Here is a 25,863-nt window from a genome sequence, read left to right on the forward strand (position 1 = left end):
GGCCCTGTGCTCAGCGGCCGCAGCTCAGCGGTTGTAGCGCATGAACGCCCGGACCATGTGGCACGTGGTGTCCGACGGCGGGTGGACGCCGATAAGTTCGGCGGCGCCGCGGATCGTCTCGTCGCGCGCCTGGCCCGGCAGGTGGACGCCGGAGTCGAGCAGGGCGATGGCGAGGCGCATCGCCTTCAGCCGGCGGTTGTGGGCGATGTACCACGCGCGCGGACGGCCCGGCGGCAGCGGGCGCTTCTCCACCGGGGCGCAGGGCAGTTCGAGCGGCACGGGTCGCTTCGCGGTGGACTGGGTGGGCAGGGGCTTCGGCTTGAGTGCGGCAGCGGGCACGGGCATCCTCCTGTCGCGGTCGGGGCCGTCCTCCGGGGTCCACGGCGACCCCGGCAACTCCCTCGAACACTACCTCCATCCTACGGGCTGCCACCGACAATCGACAGGCTCGCTTCGGCCATCAAATGCCCAGGTGAGAATGGGTTTTGAGGGATCGGTACGGGTGGTGCGCGAGGGGCGCGCGGGCGGGTCGGAAATTCGAACAGACGGGGTCCGGGCGTACCGTGTCCGGCATGGAGATCTGGATCAACCCGGCCTGTTCCAAGTGCCGCAGCGCGATCAGCCTGCTCGACGCGGAGGGGGCGGAGTACACCGTCCGCCGTTACCTGGAGGACGTGCCGGACGAGGACGAGATCCGGGAGGTGCTGGAGCGGCTCGGACTGGAGCCGTGGGACATCACCCGGACACAGGAGGCGGCGGCCGGGGAGCTGGGGCTCGGGGAGTGGCCGCGGGACGCCGGCGCGCGGGACCGCTGGATCGCGGCGCTGGCCGCGCACCCGAAGCTGATCCAGCGTCCCGTCATCACCGCGGACGACGGGACGGCGGTGGTGGCCCGCACGGAGGACGCCGTGCGGGACGCCCTGTCCCGCCGAGGGCGCCCCAGCTCGACACCTCTGTGACGCAGGCCACTTCGGCGACTTGGGCCGGCCGCTGAGCACTTGCGTTCGGTATCTCGTACATAGCGGCGTACGCTCCCCGATCCATTGGAGGCGCGCATGTCGCGCAGGAGAAGTCCCGGCCCGAAGAAGAAGCTCGCGTTGCTGCTGAGCGCGGCCACGGTGGCGGGCGGCGGCGCCTTCGTCATGGCGGCCACGTCCAACGCCGCCCCGCCGTCGGCCACCACCAAGTCCGCGGCGGACTCGACGGTCTGCCAGGGGCTGGCCACCGCGCTCGGCAACAACGAGCGGTTCATCGCGGGCCAGCGGGCCGACCCCGACGCCCAGTCCGAGGCGCGGATCGCCAACCGCGAGGCGGTCATCGCGCAGATCAAGGTGCAGCAGGAGGCCTCCGGGTGCACGGTGGGGGAGTCGGCTCAGGGCTCCCGGCCGGCGCAGCCGGAGCGGCCCGCCCCGTCGCAGCCCGCCGCGGGCGGCCAGGACGGGCAGGCGGGCCAGGACGGGCAGGCGGGGCAGGGCGGCGGCGGGGCCGCCGCCGGTGAGCAGGTGTGCAACGGCTCGACCGTCACCCTGTCCGGCGAACCCGGCGCCCCGGCCGCGTCCAGCAACCAGTTCCCGGCCGGCACCAGGCTGCGGGTGACGAACCTGGACAACGGCAAGTCCACGACGGTGGAGGTCACCTCGGTGTCGGGCAGCTGCGTGCTGCTGAACGACGCGGCCTTCGAGCAGGTCCGCGAGCCGGGCAGGTTCCTGGTCCGCCGGGCCCTGGTCGAGAAGGTGGGGTGAGGTCCCACGCACGCGGGGTGAGGTCCGGCATGCCCGGGCGGGCCCGCCCGCGTGACGCACCAGGGGCTTTGTCACGTCCCCTCGCATACACCCGGCCCCCTCCCCGCCCCCTCACGGAGTGGGGCCGGGCGCCCGGACGTCCGGTAACACGGGGTTCACACAGGGGCAACGGACGGGAAATCGCCCGTTGACACGCTGCGGTGCATCGACGGCGGCGTCCCAGTGCCGCAGCGCCGCAGCATCCGCACCGAGCGCCCAGACCCACCCCGAAGGATGTGGACCGTGAGCTTCAAGGCCGAGTACATCTGGATCGACGGCACCGAACCGACCGCCAAGCTGCGGTCCAAGACGAAGATCCTGGGCGACGACGCGAAGGGCGCCGGCCTGCCGCTCTGGGGCTTCGACGGGTCCTCCACCAACCAGGCCAAGGGCCACGCCTCCGACCGCGTGCTCAAGCCGGTCTTCGTCTGCCCGGACCCGATCCGCGGCGGCGACGACGTCCTGGTGCTGTGCGAGGTGCTGAACACCGACATGACGCCGCACGAGTCGAACACCCGCGCGGCGCTGGCCGAGGTCGCCGAGAGGTTCGCGGCGCAGGAGCCGGTCTTCGGCATCGAGCAGGAGTACACCTTCTTCAAGGACGCCTACCCGCTGGGCTTCCCCAAGGGCGGCTTCCCCGCCCCGCAGGGCGGCTACTACTGCGGTGTCGGCTCCGACGAGATCTTCGGCCGTGACGTCGTCGAGGCGCACCTGGACAACTGCCTGCGGGCGGGTCTGGGCATCTCCGGCATCAACGCCGAGGTCATGCCCGGCCAGTGGGAGTTCCAGGTCGGCCCGCTGGCCCCGCTGGAGGTCGCCGACCAGCTGTGGGTGGCCCGCTGGCTGCTCTACCGCACCGCGGAGGACTTCGGCATCGCCGCCACCCTCGACCCCAAGCCGGTCAAGGGCGACTGGAACGGCGCGGGCGCGCACACCAACTTCTCCACCAAGGCGATGCGCGAGTCCTACGACGCGATCATCACCGCGTGCGAGTCGCTCGGGGAGGGCTCCAAGCCGCTGGACCACGTCAAGAACTACGGCGCAGGCATCGACGACCGCCTCACCGGCCTGCACGAGACCGCCCCGTGGAACGAGTACTCCTACGGCGTCTCGGACCGCGGCGCCTCGGTGCGCATCCCGTGGCAGGTCGAGAAGGACGGCAAGGGCTACATCGAGGACCGCCGCCCCAACGCCAACGTCGACCCGTACGTGGTGACCCGTCTGCTGGTCGACACCTGCTGCACCGCGCTGGAGAAGGCCGGCCAGGTCTGACCCGCGCCGCAAGCCCGGCCCGGAGTCCGGTGACGCCGTCCGCACCGTGCGCCGGGCCGGCCACGCGTACGTGCCGCCGGTACGGCGCTGAGCGCGCGGGCCTCTCTGCCGACGGCAGATTCCCGTTCCCCCGTGCCGCCCGGCGGGGCAGAGTCGCCGGTATGAGACTTCTGGTGCTGGGTGGTACGGAGTTCGCGGGCCGGGCCGTCGTCGAGGCGGCCCTCGGGCGGGGCTGGGAGGTGACCGTCTTCCACCGGGGACGGCACGCGGCGCCGCAGGGCGCCCGCGCGCTGCGGGGCGACCGGACCGCGGTGGACGGGCTGGCGGCGCTCGACGAGGACCCGGGCAGGTGGGACGTCGTCGTCGACACCTGGTCGTCCGCCCCGCGCGCGGTGCGGGACGCGGCGCGGCTGCTGCGGGACCGGGCCGGGCGGTACGTGTACGTGTCGAGCTGCTCGGTGTACACCTGGGCGCCGCCCGCCGGGTACGGGGAGGACGCGCCCGTGGTGGAGGGCGCCTCCCCGGACGCCGGCGTGACGGACTACGCGCGGGACAAGCGGGGCGGGGAGCTGGCCGCGGTGGACGCCTTCGGCGCGGACCGGTCGGTGCTGGTGCGGGCCGGGCTGCTGCTCGGGCCGTACGAGAACGTCGGGCGGCTGCCCTGGTGGCTGAACCGCGCGGCGCGCGGCGGCCCGGTGCTCGCCCCCGGCCCGCGGGACCTGCCGTTGCAGTACGTCGACGCCCGCGACCTCGCGGAGTGGATCCTCGGGGCGGCGGAACAGGAACTGAGCGGGCCGTACAACCTGATCTCGCCGCAGGGGCACACCACCATGGGCGAGTTGCTGGAGGCCTGTGCGCGGGTGACCGGGGGGTCGGCCGAGCTGCGGTGGACGGAGCCCGAGGTGATCCTCGACGCCGGGGTGGAGCCGTGGACCCAGCTCCCGGTGTGGGTGCCGCCGCACAGCGACCTGCACGACGCCCTGCACTCGGCGGACGTCTCCCGGGCGGTGGCGACCGGACTGCGCTGCCGCCCGGTCGGGGAGACCGTCGCGGACACCTGGGCCTGGCTGCGGGACATCGGCGGCACGGCGCCGCAGCGCCCGGACCGTACGGTCAAGGGGCTGGACCCGGAGGTCGAGGCGAAGGTGCTGGCGGCCCGGGGGGTGTAGGCAGCCCCACCCCCAGGGCGGGGGCCGGGCCCGGTGTGCCGCCGGCCGCGGACGGTGAGACTGGGCCCATGACGACGGGGACGAACGGACACGGCGGGGTGAGCGCGGCGCGGGGCGCCCCGCTCGCGGCGGTACGCGGGCTCGCGCTGGCGCTGGTGTCGCTGCCGGGGTCGGTGGTGTGTCTCGTGACGGCCGTGGTGTCGATCGCGCTGATCCCGGTCGGGGTCGGCATCGTCACCACGCCGTACGTGCTGCGGGGCGTGCGGGCGTTCGCGGACCGGCGGCGGGTGCTGGCGGCCGAGTGGGGCGGGGTGCGGATCCCGCGCGCGTACCGGCCGTTGCCGAGGGACGCGCATCCGTGGGGGCGGACGTGCGGCATGCTGGGCGACCCGGCGACCCGGCGGGACCTGCTGTGGCTGCCGGCCGACATGACGGCCGGCTTCGTCACCGCGCTGCTGCCGTTCGCCCTGCTCGCCTGCTCGCTGGAGGGGATCGCGCTGGCGGCGGGGCTGTGGCGGGTGCTGCCGGACCCGTACTGGTACGGCTTCGTGCCGGTGTCCGGGCAGGCGACCGCGCTGGCCGCCGGTGCGCTGGGACTGGCGCTGCTGCTGGTCGGGCACGTCACCGCCGTGCGCCTGCTGCGCGGGCACTTCCTGCTCACCCGGGCCGTGCTGGGGGGCGGCGCGGGTGAGCCGGCCGAGCGGACGCGGGTGCCGGCCGGGACCCGGCGGGACGCCGTGGGCGCCTCCGCCGCCCACCGCCGCGTGCCGGCGTCCTCCGGCCCCGGCCGGTGACACCGGCACACTCGGCTGCACCCCGGGTGGGCGACCGGCAACTCCCAGCTCCGTGAGAGCCGTTGGAACCAACGGAACCGCACCGGCTTCTCATCGATTCCCGTGCCGGGTGAACACCCGTGGGGCGGTCTGCGTACTCATGGGCGCCGCTTCCCCTCACGGGCGCCTCGATGCCCCGCACAGGGATGCCCCGCAAGGAAGTCAGAGGAGTTCCATGGGACGCAACACGAGAAAACGCCGTACACCGCTGGCCACCAAGGTGATAGCCGGGGCGGCGGCCCTGGCGGTCGGTGGGGGCGGCCTGGTCTGGGCCAACTTCCACGCCTCCGCGCACGAGGAGAACGGGGGGCGCCACAACGCGACGAAGTCGGGGCAGGCCCGGGTCGCCACGATCAACTGTCCGGACGTCGGGCAGAAGCTGACCAAGGTGCCCCGCAAGGCGCGCTGGGGCGTCGCACGGGAACTGGCGCGGCTCGACCGCCAGATCACCGACGCGTACACGCGCCTCGCCGAGACGCGACAGGCGCAGGCGGGTGACGCGAACTACGTCGAGAACGCCGTCCTCGGCCCGCTGAAGGCCAAGCGCGCGGCCACCCTGGACCGCATCGACCTCACCATCGAACGGGCCGGCGGCCAGAAGCGCGGCCTCGGCCGGTTCGCCCGCTGCCAGGGTGTGCCCGCGGAGCAGCCCGGCAACGGCGACGGCGGCCAGAACGGCGGGGGCCAGGACGGCGGCCAGGGCAACGGCGGGCAGGCCGGGAACGGCCCCGCGGCGGAGGACTTCATCCGCATCGAGGACGTCCAGCCGGGCTCCCGCAACCTGCCCAACGGCCTGCCCGCGAACGGCGACACCGGCTCCACCGGCAGCTTCACCACCGCGTGCGGCACCAACGAGAACGAGCTGCGCAACTCGGACAACGTGATCGTCGCCCCCGGCGTCAGCAACGGCGCCCAGCACCAGCACGACTACGTCGGCAACCAGGCCAACACGGCCTTCGCGAGCGACGAGGACCTGGCCAACGGCGAGACCACCTGCCAGAACCAGGGCGACCGGTCGTCGTACTTCTGGCCGGTGCTGCGGATCCAGGACGGCACGCAGGACATCGACCAGGACCAGCCGGGCGGCGGTCAGGACGGCAACGTCGGCAAGATCGTCGCGCCCACCGAGGTGAACCTGACGTTCGTCGGCAACCGCACCGGCGACGTCGTCGCCATGCCGCGGGCGCTGCGCATCATCACCGGTGACGCCAAGGCCTTCACCAACGGCCTGGGCAACGCCAACACCGCGTGGAGCTGCACCGGCTTCGAGGACCGTCAGGTGACGGACAAGTACCCGATCTGCCCCGAGGGCAGCGGCGTGGTCCGCACGTCCAGCTTCCAGAGCTGCTGGGACGGCCAGAACACCGACAGCGCCAACCACCGCACGCACGTCGCCTTCGTCGCGGCGGACGGCACCTGCCCGGACGGCTTCCAGGCCATCCCGCAGCTCCAGGTCCGCCTGGTGTACGACAACATCCCGGCCCCGCGGATCGACGACGGGCAGCTGGTGAACCCGTACGCGGTGGACACCTTCCCGGAGCAGCTGCACAAGCCGGTCACCGACCACAACGACTTCATCAACTTCTTCGACGAGGACCTGATGAACGAGATGGTCGAGTGCATCAACAGCGGCCGCGACTGCCAGTAGGCGGCAGGGCCCGCTGACAGGGGACCTGAGGGGAAGGGAGAAGGCCGGCGGCGGGAGTTCCCACCGCCGGCCCTCCGCTGTGCCGGGCTGCCGGAAGGCGCTCAGCCGTGGTGGCCGCCCTTGTTGTGGCTGCCGCCGGGGTTCATGTGCTCGGAGCCCTCCTCCAGGTCGCCGCCGAGGCTGGCCTGCAGCGCCTCGACCGTCCTCTCCTCGCCGACGGCGACCCACTTGCGGCCGACGAGGTAGTAACCGCCGTAGTCCTTGGCCGTGTCGAGCCACTCGCGCTGGCCGCGGTCGGTGGCGAACGTGGCGAGGACGTACTTCCCGTCGCCCTTCCCGCACAGCGCCTGCCGGATGGTGTCGGCGTCGGTCTGCATGTCGGGGTCGCACTTCACCTCGGCGGCCAGCTTCTCCAGGCTGCCGGTGACGGTGGGCGGCACCCGCTCCTCCCCGGCGCCGCCGGACCCGCAGCCCGCCAGCGCCAGGGCCGCAACCGCGCAGGTCAGCGCGAGCTTCGGTCGGGTCACCCTCATGTGTTCCTCCGGTCTTAACGGCGACATCGTGCGCGGCGGCACGCCGCACGGAGAGCCCCGGGCGGAGCCCTCGGCATTCGATACGGCTGCGGCGCGCCCGGCGCTCAATCGCCCCGCCGGCCGGTCCGGTGACCGGAAGGGCGCGGCGGTCAGGTGACCATCCACGGATGCGCTCGTTCTGCTGAACGTGCAGTCACAGGATGTCGCCGCCCAGTCCCCCGCGTCCTCCGCCACGGCCGGGCCGGCCGTGGACGTCGAACAGGCCGAGGCCGCGCTCGTCGAGCACTATCCACGGCTCGTCCGGCTGGCCTACCTGGTGCTGCCGTCCCGCATGGGCCGCACCCGGCGGGTGCTCACCGCGCACGCCCTGGTCCAGCGGGCGCTGCCCCGGGGCCGGGCCGACGCGCCGCTGATCCCCGTCCAGAGCTCCGGCCGGGACGGCGACCCCGGTTACGCGCTGGTCCGGCTCCAGGTGGTGCGCTCGGCGCTGGAGGCGGGCCTGCCGCTGCGCCGCCGGGGCCTGCCGAAGCGGGCCCAGCTGCCGCCGCTGCTGCCCCAGGTGTGGGGCCTGAAGGTGTTCCCGCGGCCGGGCGGCGCCGACGAACTCGCCCTGGACCAGCGGCTGTCGGCGCTGTCCGCCGCGGCCCGCGCCGCGCACACCCTGCGCGGGTGGGAGGGGCTGCCGGACTGTGGCGTGCGCCGGGTGCTGGCCGCCGCGGGCGTCGCGGACCCGGACGCCGCGCTGGCGGAAGCCGACGGCATCCCGGACCCGTACCGGCTGCTCGACTCCTCCGAGTTCGACCCCTGTTCGCTGCAGGCCCGGCCGACGGACCTGCTGCGCCGCCGCCGGCATCTGCAAGCCGCGCTGGTCGGGGCGGCGGCGCTGGCGGTGTGCGGGGCGCTGCTGTCGCTGCCCGGGGACGGCTGGGGCGCCGACGGCCCGGCCGCTCCCCCGTACGCGCGGAACCCGGCCGCGCAGGCCGCCCTCGACCCCACGCGGCTGACCCGGGTGCCCGCCACGGCGTGGAGGACGTCGGCGCGCACCGACTTCTCGGTGTGGCCGGCGCGCGGCGCCCTCGCCGGCGACCGCGCGCTGCTGCGCCGCGCACTCGCCGTCTGGGCCCGGCCGGGCGAGGGCGTCAAGGCGTCGGCGACCCCGGGCACCCCGTCCGGCGGGCCCGCCGGACCGCCCCAACTGCTGTACGCGGGCACGGTGGACGCCGCTCGCGTGGTGGTCCTCTACGACGGCTGGCGTCTCGCCCGGTACGCCGAGCCGGAGGAGGGGGAGCGGGGCGCGGCCCTGGACCTGGCGCGGGTCGACGGAGCCGGGCGGGCCGGGGCGAGCGCGGTGGTGCTGAGCCGCTCGGACGGCAACGTCCGCTTCCTGGTGGCCCCGTGGGTGCGCGAGGCGGGCGAACGGGATCTGCGCGCGCCGGGGTCGGACCCCAGGGACCTCGCCCTGGAGGACGGGGTGACCGGGCCGTTCGTCTCCGGCCAGGGTCGGGAGCCGTGCACGGCGTGGAACGCGCTGGAGCTGACCGACGGCACCGGCACCCGGCTGCTGACGGACCTGGGCGAGCTGGTCCCGGCGCGGCTGACCACCGGGCGTCCGGGTGAGGCGGAGGACGTGTCCGGGGCGAAGGGGCTCCGCACCTGGGCGCCGTACGCCTGCTCGCTGGCCGCGATGCGGTCGGCGGGCGTCCGCGGCGTCAACGCCTGGGCGTACGCGGAGCAGCCGCTGCCCGGCGGCGACGGCCGGGCGGAGTGGCTGTGCACCCGTGGGGAGACCTGGCGGGGCACCGGGGCGCGGGTGCTGGCGCAGTTCCACTCGCCGGGCGCGCGGTACGGGGCGGTGGCGGCGCGCGCCGAGGACGTGCCGGCGTGCGGGGAGCGGCGGCCGGACGTGCTCGCCGGGGTGCTGTGGAAGTCCGCCGGCGGCACCTGGTACCTGCTCGCGGCCGGCAGCGACGGGGTGACGTCCGTGGAGGCCACGGGCGGCATCGGGGGGAGGGCGCGGGACCGGATGCTGTCGGTGCGCGCGGCGAAGGGCGCGCGGGCCGACCTCAAGGGCGCACTGGAGGACGGGGGGTCGGTCGGCGGGTTGCGGTGAACCGGGGGAACACCGGTGCCCGCTCCGGCCCGTGGGAGGCCGGAACCGATCGGTAAGGTGTTCGCATGGGTACCGGGGTGCGTCGGAGGATGGGAGTCGAGGAGCGCCGGCAGCAGTTGATCGGCGTGGCTCTCGAACTGTTCAGCAAACGTTCCCCGGACCAGGTCTCGATCGACGAGATAGCGTCCCGGGCGGGCATCTCGCGCCCGCTCGTCTACCACTACTTCCCCGGCAAACTCAGCCTGTACGAAGCCGCGTTGAGGCGTGCCGCGGAGGACCTGTCGTCCCGGTTCGCCGAGCCGCACGAGGGTCCGCTGGGCTCGCGCCTGCGGCGGGTGATGGCGCGCTTCTTCGACTTCGTGGAGGAGCACGGCCCCGGCTTCTCCGCCCTGATGCGCGGCGGCCCCGCCGTGGGCTCCTCCACCACCAACGCGCTGGTCGACTCGGTGCGGCAGGCCGCGTACGAGCAGATGCTGGCGCACATGGGCGTGGTGGGTCCGGCGCCGGCGCGGCTGGAGCTGGTGGTGCGCTCCTGGATCTCGCTCGTGGAGTCGACGGCGCTGATCTGGCTGGACGGGCGGCGGGTACCGCGCGAGGAGCTGGAGACCAAGCTGGTGCAGGACTTCGCGGCGCTGGCCGCGGTCGCCGCCGCCCGGGACGAGGAACTCGCCACGCTGCTGCGGGGACTGGTCAAACAGGAGCCGGGCGAGGGCCCGTTCACGGACCTGGCCGCCCGGATGATCTCGCTGGCCGAGGAGTGAACCCGGACGCGCGTGGGGGCTGGTCGTCGAGACGGCCGTCGGCACGGGCCGGCGCGAGCACGTCGAGACGCACGTCGTCGCGCACGTCACCGGATCGCGGGAGGAGGCGCCGGCGGAGCCGGAACGGCGCGCCCGCGTCCGCTCCCCCACGCGCCCCCTGAGCCCGGAGCGCCGCCGTCTGCTGCGCACCGGCGACGGGTTCCCGCTGGAGGTGGACAGGGCGTGGCAGTCGTTCGCCGCCCGGTTCACGGCGGCGGAGCTGCCGGAGGACTCCGCCGCACCGCACGAGCCGGGGCCGGCGGCCGAGGAGGACCCCGCACCTCCCGGGCCGCCCGAGCCGGCGCGGGAGGAACCACCGCGGAAGCCTCCGCCGGCGCCGGGCACGGAGGTCGCCGAGGACGGCGTCCCGGTGCGGCCGGCGTGGCTGTACCGCGACGGCCTGTCGTGACCGCCCGCTACTCCCCCTCGTACTTCCGGTAGGACGGGTCGAGGTCGCGGACCTCGGCGGAGGCGTGCAGCGTCTGTCCCCCGGCCGGCCTGACGTACTGCCGCAGCAGCTCCAGGACCGTCTCGGTGAGCCGGGCCTTGGTCTCGTCGGTCCGGCCGGCCAGCAGGGCGATGTGGACGTGGACCAGCGCGTGCCCCTCGGCGTCGGGTCCGACCACCGGGTCCTCGGTGCGCCGGAACCGCGTCTTGCACGCGGGCGGTTTCGCCGCCGCGATCTCCACCACGGCGGAGTGCAGGTCCCGCGCGAAGGCGGGCCGGTCGAAACCGTCCGCCAGGTTGTCCGAGTAGTCGACGGTGATCTGCGGCATGGGCCCTCCTGGTGCAGGTCAGGAGGGCCCACCCTAGCCGCAGCCGGTCATCCGGCGGTGAACACCGCGACCGTGCGGGCCGGCACGGTGAACGTGCCGGTCGCCTCGGCGTACGACGAGGTCTTCACGACCGCGTCCCCGCCCTTGGCCTGCACCGGGTGCAGGCGGTGTCCGGTCCCGGCGAGCGCGGCGACGCGCTGCTGCTGCCACTCGGGCGTGGCGTTGAAGACCACGACCAGGTCGCCCAGCCTCATGGTGATCACGCCGGGCGTCTCGTCCTCGCCGGACAGCGGGAACGACAGCCGGGACTGCACCTGCTCCGCCGTGCCGAGGGAGAACGCCTTCTCCGTCGTACGGATCCGCAGCAGGTCCCGGTAGGCGGCCGAGGCGCCCTCGATCTGCGGGCAGCCCACCGTGACCGAGCCGAGCAGCGGCTCGGCGTACGGCCACTTGTCCTGGTTGTCGGCGGCCGGCGGCAGACCGCGGCCCATGCCGTTGCCGTCCGCGCAGTTCCAGTGGATGGCGTTGAACCAGTCGCCGCTGTCGTAGGAGTTGCGGTCCAGGGACTTGGAGCGCAGCAGGTCGGTGCCCGCCTGGGAGAGCGCCGGCCCCTGGGAGAGGGCGGCGGTGGCCATGGCGAGGACCTGCATGCGGGCCCGGTCCGCGGCCGGGGTGTCCTTCGGCAGCTTGAAGGCGAGCGCGTCGAACAGCGTCTCGTTGTCGTGCGCGTCCGCGTAGGCGAGGGCGTCGCCGGGGGCGGCCGCGTAGCCGGCGGGGGCGCCGTTGTAGTCGACCTGGGAGCCCTTGACCCGCTTGCCGCTGGTGTCGGTGAACGTGTAGTCGGCGAGGTTGCCGCTCAGACCCACCTTGATCAGGTCCTGGTAGTGCAGCAGCCGGGCCTTCTGCTCGGCCGGGGTGCCGTTGGCCGCCGAGGAGTTGGGGTCGGTGTAGAGACCGGAGGCGAAGCCCTGCACGCCGGGGTCCTCGTCGAAGGGGCCGCCGCCGCGCACGGCGTCGCGGGCCCGGTCGGAGAAGGTGGCGATGCCGGTGCCGGCCATGTTCTGCTGCGTGGCCTGCTCGAAGCGGGCGTCGTCGGCGATCTCGCCGAAGTTCCAGCCCTCGCCGTACAGGATGATCTTCTTGCCGTCGACGCCGTCCTTCGTCAGGGTGAGGGCGTCGAGGGCCTTGCGGACGGCGAGGATGTTGGCCTTCGGGTGGTGGCCCATGAGGTCGAAGCGGAAGCCGTCGACCTTGTACTCCTTGGCCCAGGTGACGACCGAGTCGACGACCAGCTTGCCCATCATGGCGTTCTCGGGCGCCGTGTTGGAGCAGCAGGTGCTGTCGGCGACGGAGCCGTCGGCGAGGAGTCGCTGGTAGTAGCCGGGGACGATCCGGTCGAGCACGGAGGTCTTCGCCTGACCGTGGGCGGCGGTGTGGTTGTAGACCACGTCCATCACCACGCGCAGGCCGTCCTCGTTGAGCGCCTTGACCATCTCGCGGAACTCGGCCGTGCGGGCGGTGCCGTCCGGGTCGGTGGCGTAGGAGCCCTCGGGGACCGTGTAGTGGTACGGGTCGTAGCCCCAGTTGTAGGCGTCCTTCGCGGCGGCCTTGGCGACGCACTCCTGCTGCTTCCCGGAGTCGGCCGGGTAGGAGGCGAGGTCGCAGTCGACGGTCGCCTGGTCCGACTTCCGCTCGGGGATGGTGGCGATGTCGAACGCGGGCAGCAGGTGCACGTACGAGGTGCCGGCCTGCGCCAGCTCGCGCAGGTGCCTGCTGCCGTCGCTGTCCTTGTCGGTGAAGGCCAGGTAGGTGCCCGGGTGCCGCGCCGTGCGGTCCTCGACGGAGAAGTCGCGGATGTGCAGCTCCTGGATCTGCGCGTCCTTCAGCGGCACGGCCTTCGGCTTGGTGTAGCTCTCCCAGCCGCGCGGCTTCAGGGACCGGTCGGCGAGGTCGACGACGAGGCTGCGCTCGGAGTCGGTGGTGAGGGCCGTCGCGTAGGGGTCGGTGACCTTGTTGGTGACGACCTCGCCCGCGGCGGGCGCCCACACGGTGACCGCGTACCGGTACGCCTTGCCCTTCCAGGAGGCGGGGCCGGTGACGGACCAGACGCCGGTGGCGTCGTCGCGGCGCATGGCGACCGTTCGGCCGCCGATCTCCAGGACGACCTTCCGCGCGGTCGGCGCCCACACGGACAGGGTGGGCCGGCCGTGGCGGAACACCGGGCCGAGCCGCGCCTTGGTGGCGCCGGCCGCGTACAGGTCGTCGAGGACGCCGGCGATCTGCACGCCGGTGGCGGCGAGGACCGCGCCTCCCCCAGTGCCGAAAGCCTGGGAGGTACCCCCAGCCGCCCGCTGGGTGGCGACGACCTGGCCGCGCAGGGCCTCGCGGACCCGGTCGCGGTCACGCGGGTCGACGGTCCAGGCGGTGCCGTCCTTCAGGTGGGGGAACTCCGCCTTCTGCGCGTCGGTGAGGGCCGACTTCGTCAGGCGGATCCAGCGGGCGTCGCCGGTGTCCAGCTTTCCGTCCCTGACCGCGACCGAGCCGGTGCGGGAGGCGAGGAGCTGGGTGGAGGCGGCCGCGGCGGAGCCGTCCCAGACGAGGGTGGAGCGGTCGATCCAGACCGCCTTGGAGGTGGTCAGGTCGAGGGCGGCTGCCGACCCGGCGGGCTGCGGCAGCAGGTACTTCTCCTGCCCGCTCACCAGCCACACCTCGTGGCCGTTCGCCTTGAGGTCGAGCGACTGGTCGGAGGGGAGGTCCTTCTCGTCGCCCTTGTGGAGGATGTAGCTGAGACTGGTGGCACCCTCGGCGAGCGGCACCTCGAAGACAGCGCCATAGGCATCAGTCTTCACCGGTTCCAGGGGCTTCGACCAGTCGGTGGGGTTCGCGGCGCCGGTCCAGGTGTGCAGCCCCCAGCCCTCGTAGTTCCCGTCGGCGCGGTGGTAGTGCAGGACGGCCTTGGTGGTGTCCTGCGCCGGGTACTCGGGCCGCTCGGTGGTGACGGTGTCGTCGCCCTGCTTGATCCAGACCTCGCCGGTGCGGGTCACGTCGATGGTGCGGTCGGTGGCGACGTCCTTGTCGCCGTCCTTGTCGACCACCAGGAAGCCGACGTCGGAGGCGCCCGGCTTCAGCTTGACCCAGGCGAAGGCGCCGTAGGCGTCGCGGCCGGTGAAGGCGTGCCCCGTGGGCCATTCGGTGGCCTCGCCGTCGGCGAGGTCGCCCCAGGCGTACAGGCTCCAGTCGTCGTAGTCGCCGTCGGGGCGCTGGTAGTGGACGATCGCGTAGTCACGGGAGGCGGCGGTGGGCTCCTCCTCGGCCGGCGGGGCGCCGGTGCTGGAGGCGGCCAGGGCGCTCGCGGTGCGGCCGGCCGAGTCGATCACGACGGCCTTGTAGCGCAGGGCGGTGCCGGCGGGCACGTCCGCGCCGATGGTGTGGGTGACCTTGTAGGGGGCGTGGTCGGCGGAGCCGAGCGTCTGCCACTCACCGTTGCCCGCCTGGGCGGCGAAGACGACCCGGTTGAGCTGACCCCCCTGGACGTCGGCGCTCAGCTCGACGGTGCCGGTGGCGCCCGCCTCGGGGGCCTTCAGGGTGAGTGCGGGCTCCGCCCCGGGCTTGCCGGGCGGGGCGGCGGCCTTGAGGACGATCGCCGAGCGGGCCGGGACGGAGACGGTGATCTTCCGGTCGGCGTCGCTGCGCACGGTCGCGTCGGTGCCGTGGATGCCCTTGAAGGTCATCCGGGCGGAGCCGGTCGCGAAGGTGGCCTGCTTGGACTCGTCGGCGTTGTTGAAGGCGACGACGTACTCGGTGGTGTCCTTGCCGGTGGCGGTGCGGGAGAAGGCGTAGACGCCGGGGCCGTCGTCGGCGTACCGCTCCTGCTGGATGCCGTCGGTCAGCGCGGGGTGGGCCCTGCGGAGCTCGGCGAGGGCGCTGATCCGCCGGTAGAGCGGGGAGCGGGTGTCGTAGGCGTCCTCGGCGTGGGTGCGGCCGGTGCCGATCAGGTCGTCGTCGAGGTAGTCGGCGGTGCGGGACGCGAAGAGGGTCTGGCGGGCGTCCTTGTCGCCGCCGGCGCCGGTGAAGCCCTGCTCGTCGCCGTAGTAGACGACCGGGTTGCCGCGGCTGAGGAACATCAGCTCGTTGGCGAGCATGTCCCGCTTCAGCAGTTCCGCGTCGGACGCGTCCGGGTTGTCCTGCTTCAGGAATGTGCCGATGCGGCCCATGTCGTGGTTGCCGAGGAAGGTGACCTGCTCGTAGGCGTTGGCCCTGCCGGTCGTGTACTTGTAGTCGTCACCGAAGACGGAGGCGAGCTTCTCGGCGCTGCCGCCCTGGGAGGCGTACGCGCGGGCCGCCTCCTGGAAGGGGAAGTCGAGGGTGGCGTCGAGCCGGCCCTGCGTGACGTAGGGGGCGGTGACGTCCGTGTCGGAGGAGTACACCTCGCCGAACATGAAGAAGTCGTCCCGGCCGCGCTTCGCCGCGTAGGCGTCGAGGGCGGTGGCCCACTGGGTCCAGAACTCCATGTTGACGTGCTTCACGGTGTCGATCCGGAAGCCGTCGATGTCGAAGTCCTTCACCCACCGCTGGTAGATCTTCTCCATGCCGTCGACGACCTCGGGACGCTCGGTCCACAGGTCGTCGAGCCCGGAGAAGTCGCCGTACTCGGAGGACTCGCCGGCGAAGGTGGAGTCGCCGCGGTTGTGGTACATCGCCGGGTCGTTGAGCCAGGACGGCACCTTGAGCCGCTTCTTCGCGGCGGGCACCACGGGGGTGCGCGGGAAGGTGCCGGCGTCCACGCGCGGGAACCTCTTCGCGCCGTCCGCGTAGTCGGCGTCGTCGAAGGGCACGCCGTCCTTCGTCAGGTACGGGAAGGCGCCCTTGGAGAGGTAGTCGTAGGACTTCTCCTCGTAGTCGATGACGTCGGCGGTGTGGTTGGTGATGACGTCGAAGAAGACCTTCATGCCCTTGGCGTGGGCCTTGTCGATGAGGGTCTCGAGGTCCTCGTTGGTCCCGAAGTGCGGGTCGACCTGGGTGAAGTCGGTGATCCAGTACCCGTGGTAGCCGGCGGAGGCGTCCTTGCCGGTCCCCTGCACGGGCTGGTTCTTGAAGATCGGCGCCATCCAGATGGCGGTGGTGCCGAGCCCTTTGATGTAGTCGAGCTTCTGGGTGAGGCCCTTGAGGTCACCGCCCTGGTAGAAGCCCTTGTCGGTGGGGTCGTACCCGTGGGTGAGGCGCGAACCGGTCAGTCCGCCGCGGTCGTTCCTGGTGTCCCCGTTGGCGAAACGGTCCGGCAGGACGAAGTAGAACTGTTCCCGCGTCAGGTCGTGCCGCGCCGGGGAGGCGGCGAGCTTCGCGTCCGACGGGGGCGCGGGCGGGGTGGCGGCTCGGGCGGCGACCGGCTGCACCAGCGCGGCGGCGAGCGCGGCCACCGTGACGGCGGCGACGCGGCGGCCTCTCGCGGTGCGGCGCCCCGGGGGCGCGGGCCATCTGGGTATCAAGGCGTGAACTCCTTGCGCTTACGGCTCATTGGGTCCGACCCCACGCCCCGGCGGGGTTGTTTCGGCCACATCACCGGAGCGTCGGCGTGACCGTACCGTCGTTGAAAGCCTTACAGCAAGGGCTGTGAAAGCACCGGAAAGGAATTGCACGGGAATGCCGGTCGCCCCACCGGCCGTGAACGGCGGCGCGACCGGCGGGGATTCAGCAGGACGACTTGCCCGCGTACACGGCGAGGGCCGTGCGGGCGCCCAGCGTCGCGGTGAGCTGTCCCGAACCGTTCACCGTCACCGGCTTGCCGCTCTGCACGTCGCAGTACGTGCCCGCCGGGAGGGAGGTCCGGTAGGTGCGGGTCAGGGAGCCGGACTCGTGGTTGATCGCCACGAAGCCCTTGCTGCCCCGGCCGAAGGCGATGGCGTCGTTGCCGTTGTCCCACCAGTCGGTGACGGCCTGACCGCGGGTGGCGTTGCGGAAGCCGACCATCGACTTGATCTCCGGCCAGTTGTGCTGGCACTTCCAGCCGCTCTGCCAGCAGGCGTCCACCCGGCCGCCGTTGGGCGGTCCGGCGTCGTGGTTCGTGAACTCGTAGCCGGAGTTGATGTCCGGGGCGCCGTAGGGCCAGGCCAGCATGAAGACGTTGGCCAGGGTGTAGGCGGCGTTGTCCTTGTAGCTGAGCGTGGAGCCGTTGCGCTCGGTGTCGTGGTTGTCGACGAAGACGCCGGCGGAGCCGCTCCTCAGGTAGCCCCAGCCCTCGCCGTAGTTCTTCAGGTAGGCGAGGTTCTCGTTGGTGAAGACCCGCTTGAGGTCGTAGGCGTAGCGGAACTCCTGGACGTCGCCGGTGCCGGTGTACTCGGTGGGCTGGACGGCCTCGCCGGCGCCGTGGATGACCTCCTGCTTCCAGTAGGCGGAGGGGTTGGTCAGGCGGGACTTGATGTTCGCCAGGTCGGCGGCCGGCATGTGCTTGGCCGCGTCGACGCGGAAGCCGTCCACGCCGAGGGAGAGCAGGTCGTTCATGTACCCGGCGATGGTCCTGCGGACGTACTCCTCGCCGGTGTCAAGGTCGGCGAGGCCGACCAGTTCGCAGTTCTGGACGTTCCAGCGGTCGCCGTAGTTGTTGATCTCCGAGGTGCAGTTGTCGAAGTCGTAGGAGGAGTACAGACCCGGATAGTCGTACTTCGTGTACGACGAGCCGCCGGTGCCCGTGCCGTTGCCGGCGGACATGTGGTTGATGACGGTGTCGACGACGACCTTCACGCCGGCCGCGTGACACGTGTCCACCATGTTCTTGAAGGCAGCGCGGTCACCGAGGCGTCCGGCGATCTTGTAGCTCACCGGCTGGTACGAGGTCCACCACTGGGAGCCCTGTATGTGCTCGGCGGGCGGGGAGACCTGCACGTAGCCGTAGCCGGCGGGGCCGAGGGTGGTGGTGCACTCACGGGCGACCGAGGCGAAGTTCCACTCGAAGAGGACGGCCGTGACGTCCTTGGAGCCGGGCGGGGAGGCCTCCGCCGCCGTCGGGGTCATGACAACCGAGGCGGCCGCGAGGGCGGCGATCCCGGCGAGGGTTCTGCGTGCCATGTGGGGATCCTTCTTCATCGAAGGGGGTGGGGACACCGGCAAGACCGGCTGAAGCTTCTTGCAGAAAGGTTCAGCAACCTTGCGGCAACGCAGATGTTAGAGGCCCGCCACCCGAAAGGGCAGCGGGCCGTACCAACTTGAAGGAAAAAAGTTGCGGGGCGTACGACCGTCAGGCCGTCGTCCACCACACGGTCGTGTCGGCCCCGACGACGGCCTCGCCGCCCTTCTCCTCCACCTCGCCGCTGGTGATCAGCACCCGCCCGTACGCGGGCACGGTCACCGGCTCACCCGTGGTGTTGGCGACGCACACGAAGTCCCCGCGCCGGAAGGCGAGCACGCCCTCGGGCGTGGCCAGCCACTCCACCGCGTCGCCCGCGCCCAGGTCCGCGTGCTCCCGGCGCACGGCCAGCGCCGAACGGTACATCTCCAGGGTGGAGCCGGGCACGCCGGTCTGCGCCTCGACGCTCAGCTCGCCCCAGCCCTCCGGCTGCGGCAGCCAGCTGCCGCCGTCGCCGAAGCCGTACGACGACCCCTCGCGGGTCCACGGGATCGGCACCCGGCAGCCGTCGCGGTAGCCGTCCTGACCCGCGCCCCGGAAGTACGCCGGGTCCTGGCGCACCTCGTCCGGCAGGTCCACCACGTCCGGCAGGCCCAGCTCCTCGCCCTGGTAGACGTAGGCCGAGCCGGGCAGCGCCAGCATCAGCAGCGTCGCCGCGCGGGCCCGGCGCAGGCCCAGCTCACGGTCGCCGGCCTCACGGATCTGGGTGCCGAGGCCGGGCGGGTTGGCGAAGCGGGTGGCGTGCCGGGTGACGTCGTGGTTGGAGAGCACCCAGGTGGCCGGGGCCCCGACCGGGCGCATCGAGTCCAGGGTGCGGTCGATGACCTCGCGCAGCTCCGCCGCGTCCCAGTGGCTCGCCAGGTACTGGAAGTTGAACGCCTGGTGCAGCTCGTCCGGGCGGACGTAGTTGGCGGTGCGCTCCACGGTCGGCGTCCACGCCTCGGCGACGAAGATCCTCTCACCGGAGTACTCGTCGAGGATCAGACGCCACTGCCGGTAGATGTCGTGCACGCCGTCCTGGTCGAAGAACGGGGTGACATCGTTGCCCAGCATCCGCAGCTCGTCGTGGGACCCCAGGTCGGGCAGTCCCTCGGCCTTCACCATGCCGTGGGCGACGTCGATGCGGAAGCCGTCCACGCCCATGTCCAGCCAGAAGCGCAGGATGGAGCGGAACTCGTCGCCGACCGCCGGGTGCTCCCAGTTGAAGTCGGGCTGCTCGGGCGCGAAGAGGTGCAGGTACCACTCGCCGGGCGTGCCGTCGGGCTCGGTGACCCGGGTCCAGGCGGGGCCGCCGAAGATGGACTCCCAGTCGTTGGGCGGGAGCTCGCCGTTCTCGCCCTTGCCGGGGCGGAAGTGGTAGCGCTCGCGCAGCGGCGAGCCGGGGCCCTCGGCGAGGGCGCGCTTGAACCACTCGTGCTGGTCGGAGGAGTGGTTGGGCACCAGGTCGACGATGATCCGCAGGCCCAGCGCGTGGGCGTCGCGGATCAGCGCGTCCGCGTCCAGCAAGGTGCCGAACATCGGGTCGACGGCGCGGTAGTCGGCGACGTCGTAACCGGCGTCGGCCTGCGGGGAGGCGTAGAAGGGGCTCAGCCACACGGCGTCCACACCAAGATCGCGCAGGTACGGCAGACGGGAGCGGATGCCTTCCAGGTCGCCCATGCCGTCGCCGTTGCTGTCGGTGAAGCTGCGCGGATACACCTGGTAGATCACCGCGTCCCGCCACCAGTCACGGCGCCGCGCGACGGTGGCGACGGCCGAGTCGGTCGTGGGGGTCGGGGCCGGGGCGGCGGAGTGCTGGCTCATGTCGTCCTTGATACGAGTTCGGGCAGGGAAGCGAGTGGGGGCGGGCGGCGAAACGAGGCGGCCGCGATGACAGCGGGGTCGGATGGCCACGCGGCCGCCTCGGACCCGGGGAGGGGCAGACGCCCCTCAGGGGCGCGGGACTCTGCCGATGTGCGGCTCCGCCGCATGGGCGCGACCAGCCACGACGAAGGCGAAGCCGGCCGACGGCAGAAGTCCCCCGGACTTACCCCTTGGTGCCACCGGCCGTAAGACCGGCGACGAGGTTCTTCTGCACGAGATAGAAGAACGCGGACACAGGTATCGCGATCAGCACAGCCGTCGCGGCCATCAGATTCCGCTGAGCGTCGTGCTCACTCACGAAACTCTGCAGACCCACCGCCAGCGTGTACTTCTTGTCGTCGAGCATGAACGTCGTGGCGAAGGCGACCTCGCCGAACGCGGTGATGAAGCTGTAGAACGCGGCGACCGCGAGCCCCGGCTTGGCGAGCGGCAGGATCAGCCGCGCGAACGTGCCGAACGGGGTCAGTCCGTCGACGCGTCCCGCCTCGTCGATCTCGAACGGGATGGTGTCGAAATAGCCCTTCATCAGCCAGGCGCAGTACGGCACCGCCGTGGAGCAGTACACGAGGATCAGGCCGAGGTAGCTGTCGATGAGCTGCAGGTCCGACAGGATCTGGTACATCGGCACCATCAGCACGGCCACCGGGAACATCTGGGTGACCAGCAGCACCCACATGAACTTCCTGTAGCCCGGGAAGCGCATGCGGGAGACCGCGTAACCGGTGGTGGCGGCGACCAGGACGCCGATGACCGTCGTGCCGAGCGACACGATCAGCGAGCTCTTCAGCCAGTCGAAGAAGTTCGTGTTCTGCAGCACGAACGAATAGTTGTCCAGTGTCATTTTGCCCCAGATCCCACCGGGACGCAGATAGTCGTCCTTGTCGGGGCCGAGGGACAGGAACACCAGCCAGGCGACCGGGAACAGCGCGATCAGGCTGGCCACGATCAGGATGCCGTGGGAGGTGAGACGGCCCAGGGGGCTGACCTCACCGCGCCGGCGGCCCTTGCGGGACGCGGCGGGCACCGCGCCGGCGGGCCGGTCGGCCTCGGCGGTGGGGAGGGTCGAGGTGCTCATGAAGACTCCCGCCTCAGATCGCGAGCTGCTGGTCGTTGCGGTTCAGCCAGCGGCGGTAGAAGGACGTGAAGACGATCAGGATGGCCAGCAGCAGCATGCCGTAGGCCGCGGACTCGGCGAACTCGCGCGGCTGCTGCCCGAAGCCGAGCTGGTAGGCCCAGGTCACGAGGATCTGCGCGTCCGGGGCGGTGTTGCCGAACAGCAGGAAGATGATCGCGAACTGGTTGAACGTCCAGATGACGCCGAGCAGCACCACGGTGGAGCTGACCGAGCGCAGGCCGGGCAGGGTGACGTGGCGGAACCGCTGCCAGGCGCTCGCGCCGTCCATCTCGGCGGCCTCGTAGAGAGTGCTGTCGATGGACTGCAGGCCGCCGAGCAGGGAGACCATCATGAACGGCACACCGCACCAGGTGTTGACCATGATGGCGGCGAACCGCTGCCAGAAGGAGTCCTCCAGCCAGGCCGGGGTGGGCAGGCCGAGGAAGTCGAGGCCGGAGTTGATGATGCCGGCGTCGGCGAGCATGAAGCGCCAGCCGAAGACGGTGACGAAGGTCGGCACGGCCCACGGCAGGATGAGGATCAGCCGGTAGAGGGTGCGGCCGCGCAGCTTCTGGTTGAGCAGCAGCGCGAGGCCCAGGCCGATGCCGTAGTGGAGGGCGACGCAGGCGGCCGTCCACACGATCGTCCAGATGAAGTGCGACCAGAAGCGGTCGTAGGCGGTCTCGCCCCACAGGATCTCGGCGTAGTTGTCGAGGCCGATGAACTGGTAGGTGGCCTCGATCTCGTTGACGCCGATGGTGCGCGCCGAGTTGAGGCTGTCCGCGTCGGTGAGCGTGAGGGAGAAGCCGTAACCCAGGGGGTACAGGACGATGACGCCGAGCACGACGGCCACCGGCGCGATCATGGCGTAGGCGTACCAGTGCTTCTGGTAGGACTGCTTCAGGCGCTGGCCCGGTCCGGGGCGGGGCGCGCGGTCACCGCGGCGCTTGCCGGTCGCGCGGTCGATGGCGACTGTCATGGTTCGGCACCTTCTGGATGATCAAGGAGTACGGCTCACAGGCCGGCGGCCGCCGGGCCCTCCCCTCCTGGAAGCGGGTCCGGCGGCCACGCGGGCATTACTTGCTGAAGTCCGGCACCAGCCTGGTGATGGCGGCCTCCGCGTCGCTCAGGCCCTTGTCCAGGGACTCCTTGCCGCTGGCGATCTGCGGCAGTTCGTCGTCCAGCGGGCCCCACAGGGAGCTGTACTCGGGCAGCGCCGGACGCGGCTGGGCGGCCGAGAGGACCGTCTGGTAGCCGGCGATGCCCGGGTCGGTCTTGACCTTGGCGGTGTAGGCGTCGTCGCGCGTCGGCAGCGTGGAGTTCTTCAGCGCGATGGTCTCCTGCGCCCCGGCCGAGGTCATGAACTTCACGAACTTCAGCGCGGCCTCCTGCTTCTCCTTGCTGGAGCCGGCGTAGACGGAGAGGTTGTGACCGCCGGTGGGGGCGCCCGCCTTGCCGGTGGAGCCGGCCGGGACGGTGGCGATGCCGAGGTTGTTCTTGTCCTGGAAGGCGGAGCCCTTGTAGAAGTTGGTGATCTCCCACGGGCCCTGGATGATCGAGGCGACCTTGCCGTTGACGAACGCGTCCTGGATGTGGGTGTAGGCGTCGGCGGTCACGTCGGCCTTGTGCAGGCCCTTGCCCTCGAAGAGGCTCAGCCAGGTGCCGTAGGCCTTCTCGGCCGCGGCGGACTTGACGGTGATCTTCCTGGCCTCGACGTCGACCGTGTCGGTGCCCTCGCCGTACAGGAACGGCTGGGCGTAGTAGCCGGCCGTGGAGCCCCAGTAGCCGTCGACGCCGGTCTTCGTCTTGATGGTGGCGGCGGCCTTCTTCAGGTCGTCCCAGGTCTTGGGGACCTCGACGCCGGCCTTGGCGAAGAGCTCCTTGTTGTAGACGAACGCGAGGGTGTCCGTGGTGAACGGGACGCCGTAGGTCTTGCCCTCGTACTTGGCCTGCTCGAGCAGGTTGGGCTTGAACTCGTCCTGCTCGGCGAGGGCCTCGGTGCCGTCCAGGGGCAGGAAGAAGCCCTTCTTGGCGAAGGCGGGGGTCCAGCCGACCTCGGAGCGCAGCACGTCGGGGGCGCCCTTGGAACCGGCGGCGGTGTCGAACTTGTTCTGCGCCTGGTCGAACGGGACGTTGACGAAGTTGACCTTGATGTCCTTGTTGGCGGCCTCGAACTCCTTGACCAGGGCCTGGTAGGTCGGCGCCTCGTTGGTCGCGTTGGAGGTGTCCCACCAGGTGATGGTGACCGGGCCGCCGGCCTTGTCACCGCTGTCGCTGTCGCCGCCGCAGGCCGTCGCCGCGAGGGCGAGGGACGCCACCAGCGCGGTGGCCGCTATGCCACGCCGCATGAGGTTCTCCTTGAGGGTTAAGCCCGTGAGGCGGGAACGGCCCCGTCTGCCGTCCCGCGAGGTGCCGACTGCGCCGTTGCGGCGGCCGGGCGACGTGAACGTAACAGCGCCGGAACATTTCCGAAAGACCTTGCAGAAAAGTTTTGCAAGAGCCCGCGACAGTTATGGTGCCGTGACCCGTTCTCGACCGTCGCGCAACCCTGCTTTCCGCCCGTACGCCGGGGGTTCGGGCAGTTGTGCAAGACTCTGCAAGCACTTGCCATCCGTTGCCGTCGGGGGAATCATCCGTTGCGGAGCGGACGCCGACCACGACTTGAGGGATCGCGATGAGCCAGCAGCCCACCACGGGCCGTCCCACGGCGCGCACCAGGCGTCCGATCGGTGCGCAGGGCGACAACCGGCAGATACAGTCCGGTCCTGTGACCACACGGCTTGCTGACATCGCTGCTCAGGCGGGGGTGAGCGAGGCGACCGTCAGCCGGGTCCTGAACGGGAAGCCGGGCGTCGCCGCCACCACCCGCCAGTCCGTGCTCGCCGCCCTGGACGTGCTGGGCTACGAGCGCCCGGTGCGGCTGCGGCAGCGCAGCGAGGGTCTCGTCGGGCTCATCACGCCCGAGCTGGAGAACCCGATCTTCCCGGCGCTGGCCCAGGTGATCGGGCAGGCGCTGACCCGGCAGGGCTACACCCCGGTGCTCGCCACCCAGACCCCCGGCGGGTCCACCGAGGACGAGCTGACCGAGATGCTCGTGGACCGCGGGGTCGCCGGCATCATCTACGTCTCCGGACTGCACGCCGACACCACCGCCGACATGCAGCGCTACGAGCGGCTGCGGGCGCAGGGCGTGCCGTTCGTGCTCGTGGACGGTTTCTCGCCGAAGGTGCAGGCGCCGTTCATCTCCCCCGACGACCGGGCCGCGATGGCGCTGGCCGTCACCCACCTCGCGTCCCTCGGCCACACCCGGATCGGGCTGGCGCTCGGGCCGAAGCGGTTCGTGCCGGTGCAGCGCAAGATTGAGGGTTTCGTCCGGGCCGTGCAGGAACAGTCGGGGCTGAGCGCGGAGACGGTCGAGACGGAGCTGATCCAGCACTCGCTGTACACGCTGGAGGGCGGACAGGCCGCGGCCAGCGCGCTGATGGACCGGGACTGCACGGCCGTGGTGTGCGCGAGCGACATGATGGCGCTGGGCGCGATCCGGGCGGCCCGGCAGCGCGGGCTCGAGGTGCCGAGCGACATCTCGGTGGTCGGCTTCGACGACTCGCCGCTGATCGCGTTCACCGACCCGCCGCTGACCACGGTCCGCAAGCCGGTCCCGGCGATGGGGCAGGCGGCGGTGCGCACCCTGCTGGAGGAGATCGGCGGAACGCCCGCGCCGCACAGCGAGTTCGTGTTCATGCCCGAGCTGGTGGTGCGCGGTTCGACGGCGTCGGCGCCCGGGGACCGCCATCGTCCCTAGGGCGGAGGGCGGGCGCCGGCGCGCCCTGCCCGGGGAGGAGACGGAAGGCCCCCTCCCGGGGCAGGACGTGCGGGCCGGACCCGACCGGGGGATGATCTGACGAAGAGGTCTTATCTGGCAGACTCTGTGCCCATGGGTGACTCGACCGTGACCACGCTGGAAGGCCGTCGGGCGGCCGCAGCGAGCCCCGTCGAGGAGACGGCGGGGGCGGGCCGTCTGCGCCGCCTCCGCGCTCCCCGCCGGCCCCGGTTGTGGTTCGAGATCCTGCTCATCGCGGTGAGTTACGCCACGTACTCGCTCGTGCGCAACGCGGTGCCGGAGCAGCGGGCCGAGGCGCTGCGCAACGCCGACCTGATCTGGCGGCTGGAGAGCCAGCTCGGAACGGCCTTCGAGCTGTCCGTCAACCACGCGGTGAACTCGGTGACGTGGCTCGTCGTCGGGATGAACTACTACTACGCCACCCTGCACTTCGCGGTGACGCTGGGTGTGCTGGTGTGGCTGTACCGCAGACATCCCGGCCGGTACGCGGCGACCCGGCTGGTCCTGTTCGTCACCACGGGCTTCGCCCTGGTCGGCTTCTACCTCTTCCCGCTCGCCCCGCCGCGGCTGATGAACGGCCCGGACTTCATCGACACGGTCCTGGTCCACCAGACCTGGGGCTCGATGGCCTCCGGCGACCTGAAGAACGTCTCCAACCAGTACGCGGCGATGCCGTCCATGCACATCGGCTGGTCGCTGTGGTGCGGCATCGCCCTCTTCGCGCTGGCCACCGTGCCGTGGGTGCGGGTGCTGGGGCTCCTCTACCCGGTGGCCACGCTGGTGGTCATCGTCGCCACCGCCAACCACTTCTGGCTGGACGCGGTCGGCGGCGTCCTGTGCCTCGCCGTCGGCTACGGCGTCACCCACGCCTGGTACGGCCGCCGCCCCTCCGCCCTCCCCCGGCTGCTGCCGGGCGACGGGACGGGACGGGAAACGCCGGCGGCCCCGGAGCACATGCCCCCGCGGAAACAGGGCTGACGCCCCGGAGCGCGCGGGGACCCAC

General features: G+C 71.9%; 19 protein-coding genes and 1 pseudogene. 11 read left to right on the top strand and 9 right to left on the bottom strand.

What is annotated here, in order from left to right:
* Positions 1-24 precede the first annotated feature (24 nt).
* On the bottom strand, positions 25-339 hold the full coding sequence (locus tag ACIQ8B_RS01300; protein ID WP_403544371.1) for a hypothetical protein: 315 nt from the start codon (positions 337-339) through the stop codon (positions 25-27).
* A gap of 233 nt (positions 340-572) precedes the next feature.
* Between ACIQ8B_RS01300 and ACIQ8B_RS01305 the strand changes: the two genes are divergently transcribed.
* The 6 genes and pseudogenes from ACIQ8B_RS01305 to ACIQ8B_RS01330 all read left to right on the top strand — a co-directional run bounded on the left by ACIQ8B_RS01305 (position 573) and on the right by ACIQ8B_RS01330 (position 6,703).
* The gene (locus ACIQ8B_RS01305; RefSeq protein WP_403544373.1) at positions 573-959 is read left to right on the top strand and encodes an ArsC/Spx/MgsR family protein; all 387 of its coding nucleotides are present in this window, start codon (positions 573-575) and stop codon (positions 957-959) included.
* A 96-nt stretch (positions 960-1,055) separates the two neighbouring features.
* Positions 1,056-1,742, top strand: a complete 687-nt coding sequence (locus tag ACIQ8B_RS01310; protein WP_403544375.1) for a hypothetical protein — start codon at positions 1,056-1,058, stop codon at positions 1,740-1,742.
* Between the two features lie 282 nt (positions 1,743-2,024).
* Positions 2,025-3,053 carry a glutamine synthetase gene (gene glnII / locus ACIQ8B_RS01315; protein WP_106414533.1) on the top strand — a complete coding sequence of 343 codons (1,029 nt, stop codon included), beginning with the start codon at positions 2,025-2,027 and terminating at the stop codon, positions 3,051-3,053.
* 161 nt (positions 3,054-3,214) lie between these two features.
* Complete coding sequence (locus ACIQ8B_RS01320) at positions 3,215-4,222, top strand: SDR family oxidoreductase (protein WP_403544377.1); 1,008 nt, start codon at positions 3,215-3,217, stop codon at positions 4,220-4,222.
* Positions 4,223-4,290: 68 nt separating this feature from the next.
* A pseudogene (locus ACIQ8B_RS01325) lies at positions 4,291-4,986 on the top strand (sensor domain-containing protein); the annotation flags it as partial.
* Between the two features lie 244 nt (positions 4,987-5,230).
* Complete coding sequence (locus tag ACIQ8B_RS01330) at positions 5,231-6,703, top strand: DUF1996 domain-containing protein (RefSeq protein ID WP_403544379.1); 1,473 nt, start codon at positions 5,231-5,233, stop codon at positions 6,701-6,703.
* Positions 6,704-6,804: 101 nt separating this feature from the next.
* Here the strand turns inward: ACIQ8B_RS01330 and ACIQ8B_RS01335 are convergent, their stop codons facing one another.
* Entirely contained in the window at positions 6,805-7,236 is a 432-nt protein-coding gene (locus ACIQ8B_RS01335; RefSeq protein ID WP_106414530.1) for a hypothetical protein, read from the bottom strand.
* 187 nt (positions 7,237-7,423) lie between these two features.
* On the opposite strand from ACIQ8B_RS01335, the gene ACIQ8B_RS01340 reads away from it, so the two are divergent.
* The 3 genes from ACIQ8B_RS01340 to ACIQ8B_RS01350 all read left to right on the top strand — a co-directional run bounded on the left by ACIQ8B_RS01340 (position 7,424) and on the right by ACIQ8B_RS01350 (position 10,555).
* Positions 7,424-9,346, top strand: coding sequence for a hypothetical protein (locus ACIQ8B_RS01340; RefSeq protein WP_403544382.1), 1,923 nt, complete (start codon positions 7,424-7,426; stop codon positions 9,344-9,346).
* 65 nt (positions 9,347-9,411) lie between these two features.
* Entirely contained in the window at positions 9,412-10,107 is a 696-nt protein-coding gene (locus ACIQ8B_RS01345; protein ID WP_290007328.1) for a TetR/AcrR family transcriptional regulator, read from the top strand.
* 211 nt (positions 10,108-10,318) lie between these two features.
* The gene (locus ACIQ8B_RS01350) at positions 10,319-10,555 is read left to right on the top strand and encodes a hypothetical protein (RefSeq protein ID WP_403544384.1); all 237 of its coding nucleotides are present in this window, start codon (positions 10,319-10,321) and stop codon (positions 10,553-10,555) included.
* Between the two features lie 7 nt (positions 10,556-10,562).
* Here ACIQ8B_RS01350 and ACIQ8B_RS01355 read toward each other — a convergent pair whose 3' ends face one another.
* The 7 genes from ACIQ8B_RS01355 to ACIQ8B_RS01385 all read right to left on the bottom strand — a co-directional run bounded on the left by ACIQ8B_RS01355 (position 10,563) and on the right by ACIQ8B_RS01385 (position 23,367).
* Positions 10,563-10,922 (bottom strand): 5-carboxymethyl-2-hydroxymuconate Delta-isomerase, encoded by a 360-nt coding sequence (locus tag ACIQ8B_RS01355; protein WP_290007324.1) that lies wholly within the window; start codon positions 10,920-10,922, stop codon positions 10,563-10,565.
* A gap of 47 nt (positions 10,923-10,969) precedes the next feature.
* Complete coding sequence (gene pulA, locus ACIQ8B_RS01360) at positions 10,970-16,408, bottom strand: pullulanase-type alpha-1,6-glucosidase (RefSeq protein WP_403544386.1); 5,439 nt, start codon at positions 16,406-16,408, stop codon at positions 10,970-10,972.
* Between the two features lie 202 nt (positions 16,409-16,610).
* Positions 16,611-17,984: an alpha-amylase family protein gene (locus tag ACIQ8B_RS01365; protein ID WP_290007320.1), complete on the bottom strand. Its 1,374-nt coding sequence runs from the start codon at positions 17,982-17,984 to the stop codon at positions 16,611-16,613.
* Between the two features lie 169 nt (positions 17,985-18,153).
* Positions 18,154-19,845: a glycoside hydrolase family 13 protein gene (locus tag ACIQ8B_RS01370; protein WP_403544389.1), complete on the bottom strand. Its 1,692-nt coding sequence runs from the start codon at positions 19,843-19,845 to the stop codon at positions 18,154-18,156.
* A 223-nt stretch (positions 19,846-20,068) separates the two neighbouring features.
* Positions 20,069-20,980: a sugar ABC transporter permease gene (locus ACIQ8B_RS01375; RefSeq protein WP_403544391.1), complete on the bottom strand. Its 912-nt coding sequence runs from the start codon at positions 20,978-20,980 to the stop codon at positions 20,069-20,071.
* 13 nt (positions 20,981-20,993) lie between these two features.
* Complete coding sequence (locus tag ACIQ8B_RS01380; protein ID WP_403544393.1) at positions 20,994-21,998, bottom strand: carbohydrate ABC transporter permease; 1,005 nt, start codon at positions 21,996-21,998, stop codon at positions 20,994-20,996.
* A gap of 97 nt (positions 21,999-22,095) precedes the next feature.
* On the bottom strand, positions 22,096-23,367 hold the full coding sequence (locus ACIQ8B_RS01385; RefSeq protein WP_403544395.1) for an extracellular solute-binding protein: 1,272 nt from the start codon (positions 23,365-23,367) through the stop codon (positions 22,096-22,098).
* A 419-nt stretch (positions 23,368-23,786) separates the two neighbouring features.
* Between ACIQ8B_RS01385 and ACIQ8B_RS01390 the strand changes: the two genes are divergently transcribed.
* Positions 23,787-24,821 (top strand): LacI family DNA-binding transcriptional regulator, encoded by a 1,035-nt coding sequence (locus tag ACIQ8B_RS01390; RefSeq protein WP_290007313.1) that lies wholly within the window; start codon positions 23,787-23,789, stop codon positions 24,819-24,821.
* 132 nt (positions 24,822-24,953) lie between these two features.
* Positions 24,954-25,838: a phosphatase PAP2 family protein gene (locus tag ACIQ8B_RS01395; RefSeq protein WP_403544398.1), complete on the top strand. Its 885-nt coding sequence runs from the start codon at positions 24,954-24,956 to the stop codon at positions 25,836-25,838.
* Positions 25,839-25,863: the final 25 nt, after the last annotated feature.

Origin of the sequence: Streptomyces sp. NPDC096105 (genome assembly GCF_044763335.1) — a bacterium.
In the GTDB taxonomy this organism is placed as follows: domain Bacteria; phylum Actinomycetota; class Actinomycetes; order Streptomycetales; family Streptomycetaceae; genus Streptomyces.

Excerpts from the sequence above, each read along its gene's own strand:
- ACIQ8B_RS01305 (WP_403544373.1), top strand. The coding sequence starts at position 573 with ATGGAGATCTGGATCAACCCGGCCTGTTCCAAGTGCCGCAGCGCGATC.
- ACIQ8B_RS01385 (WP_403544395.1), bottom strand. The coding sequence starts at position 23,367 with ATGCGGCGTGGCATAGCGGCCACCGCGCTGGTGGCGTCCCTCGCCCTC.
- ACIQ8B_RS01395 (WP_403544398.1), top strand. The coding sequence starts at position 24,954 with ATGGGTGACTCGACCGTGACCACGCTGGAAGGCCGTCGGGCGGCCGCA.
- ACIQ8B_RS01375 (WP_403544391.1), bottom strand. The coding sequence starts at position 20,980 with ATGAGCACCTCGACCCTCCCCACCGCCGAGGCCGACCGGCCCGCCGGC.
- ACIQ8B_RS01335 (WP_106414530.1), bottom strand. The coding sequence starts at position 7,236 with ATGAGGGTGACCCGACCGAAGCTCGCGCTGACCTGCGCGGTTGCGGCC.
- ACIQ8B_RS01355 (WP_290007324.1), bottom strand. The coding sequence starts at position 10,922 with ATGCCGCAGATCACCGTCGACTACTCGGACAACCTGGCGGACGGTTTC.
- ACIQ8B_RS01330 (WP_403544379.1), top strand. The coding sequence starts at position 5,231 with ATGGGACGCAACACGAGAAAACGCCGTACACCGCTGGCCACCAAGGTG.
- ACIQ8B_RS01310 (WP_403544375.1), top strand. The coding sequence starts at position 1,056 with ATGTCGCGCAGGAGAAGTCCCGGCCCGAAGAAGAAGCTCGCGTTGCTG.
- ACIQ8B_RS01365 (WP_290007320.1), bottom strand. The coding sequence starts at position 17,984 with ATGGCACGCAGAACCCTCGCCGGGATCGCCGCCCTCGCGGCCGCCTCG.
- ACIQ8B_RS01345 (WP_290007328.1), top strand. The coding sequence starts at position 9,412 with ATGGGTACCGGGGTGCGTCGGAGGATGGGAGTCGAGGAGCGCCGGCAG.
- ACIQ8B_RS01320 (WP_403544377.1), top strand. The coding sequence starts at position 3,215 with ATGAGACTTCTGGTGCTGGGTGGTACGGAGTTCGCGGGCCGGGCCGTC.
- ACIQ8B_RS01370 (WP_403544389.1), bottom strand. The coding sequence starts at position 19,845 with ATGAGCCAGCACTCCGCCGCCCCGGCCCCGACCCCCACGACCGACTCG.
- ACIQ8B_RS01380 (WP_403544393.1), bottom strand. The coding sequence starts at position 21,998 with ATGACAGTCGCCATCGACCGCGCGACCGGCAAGCGCCGCGGTGACCGC.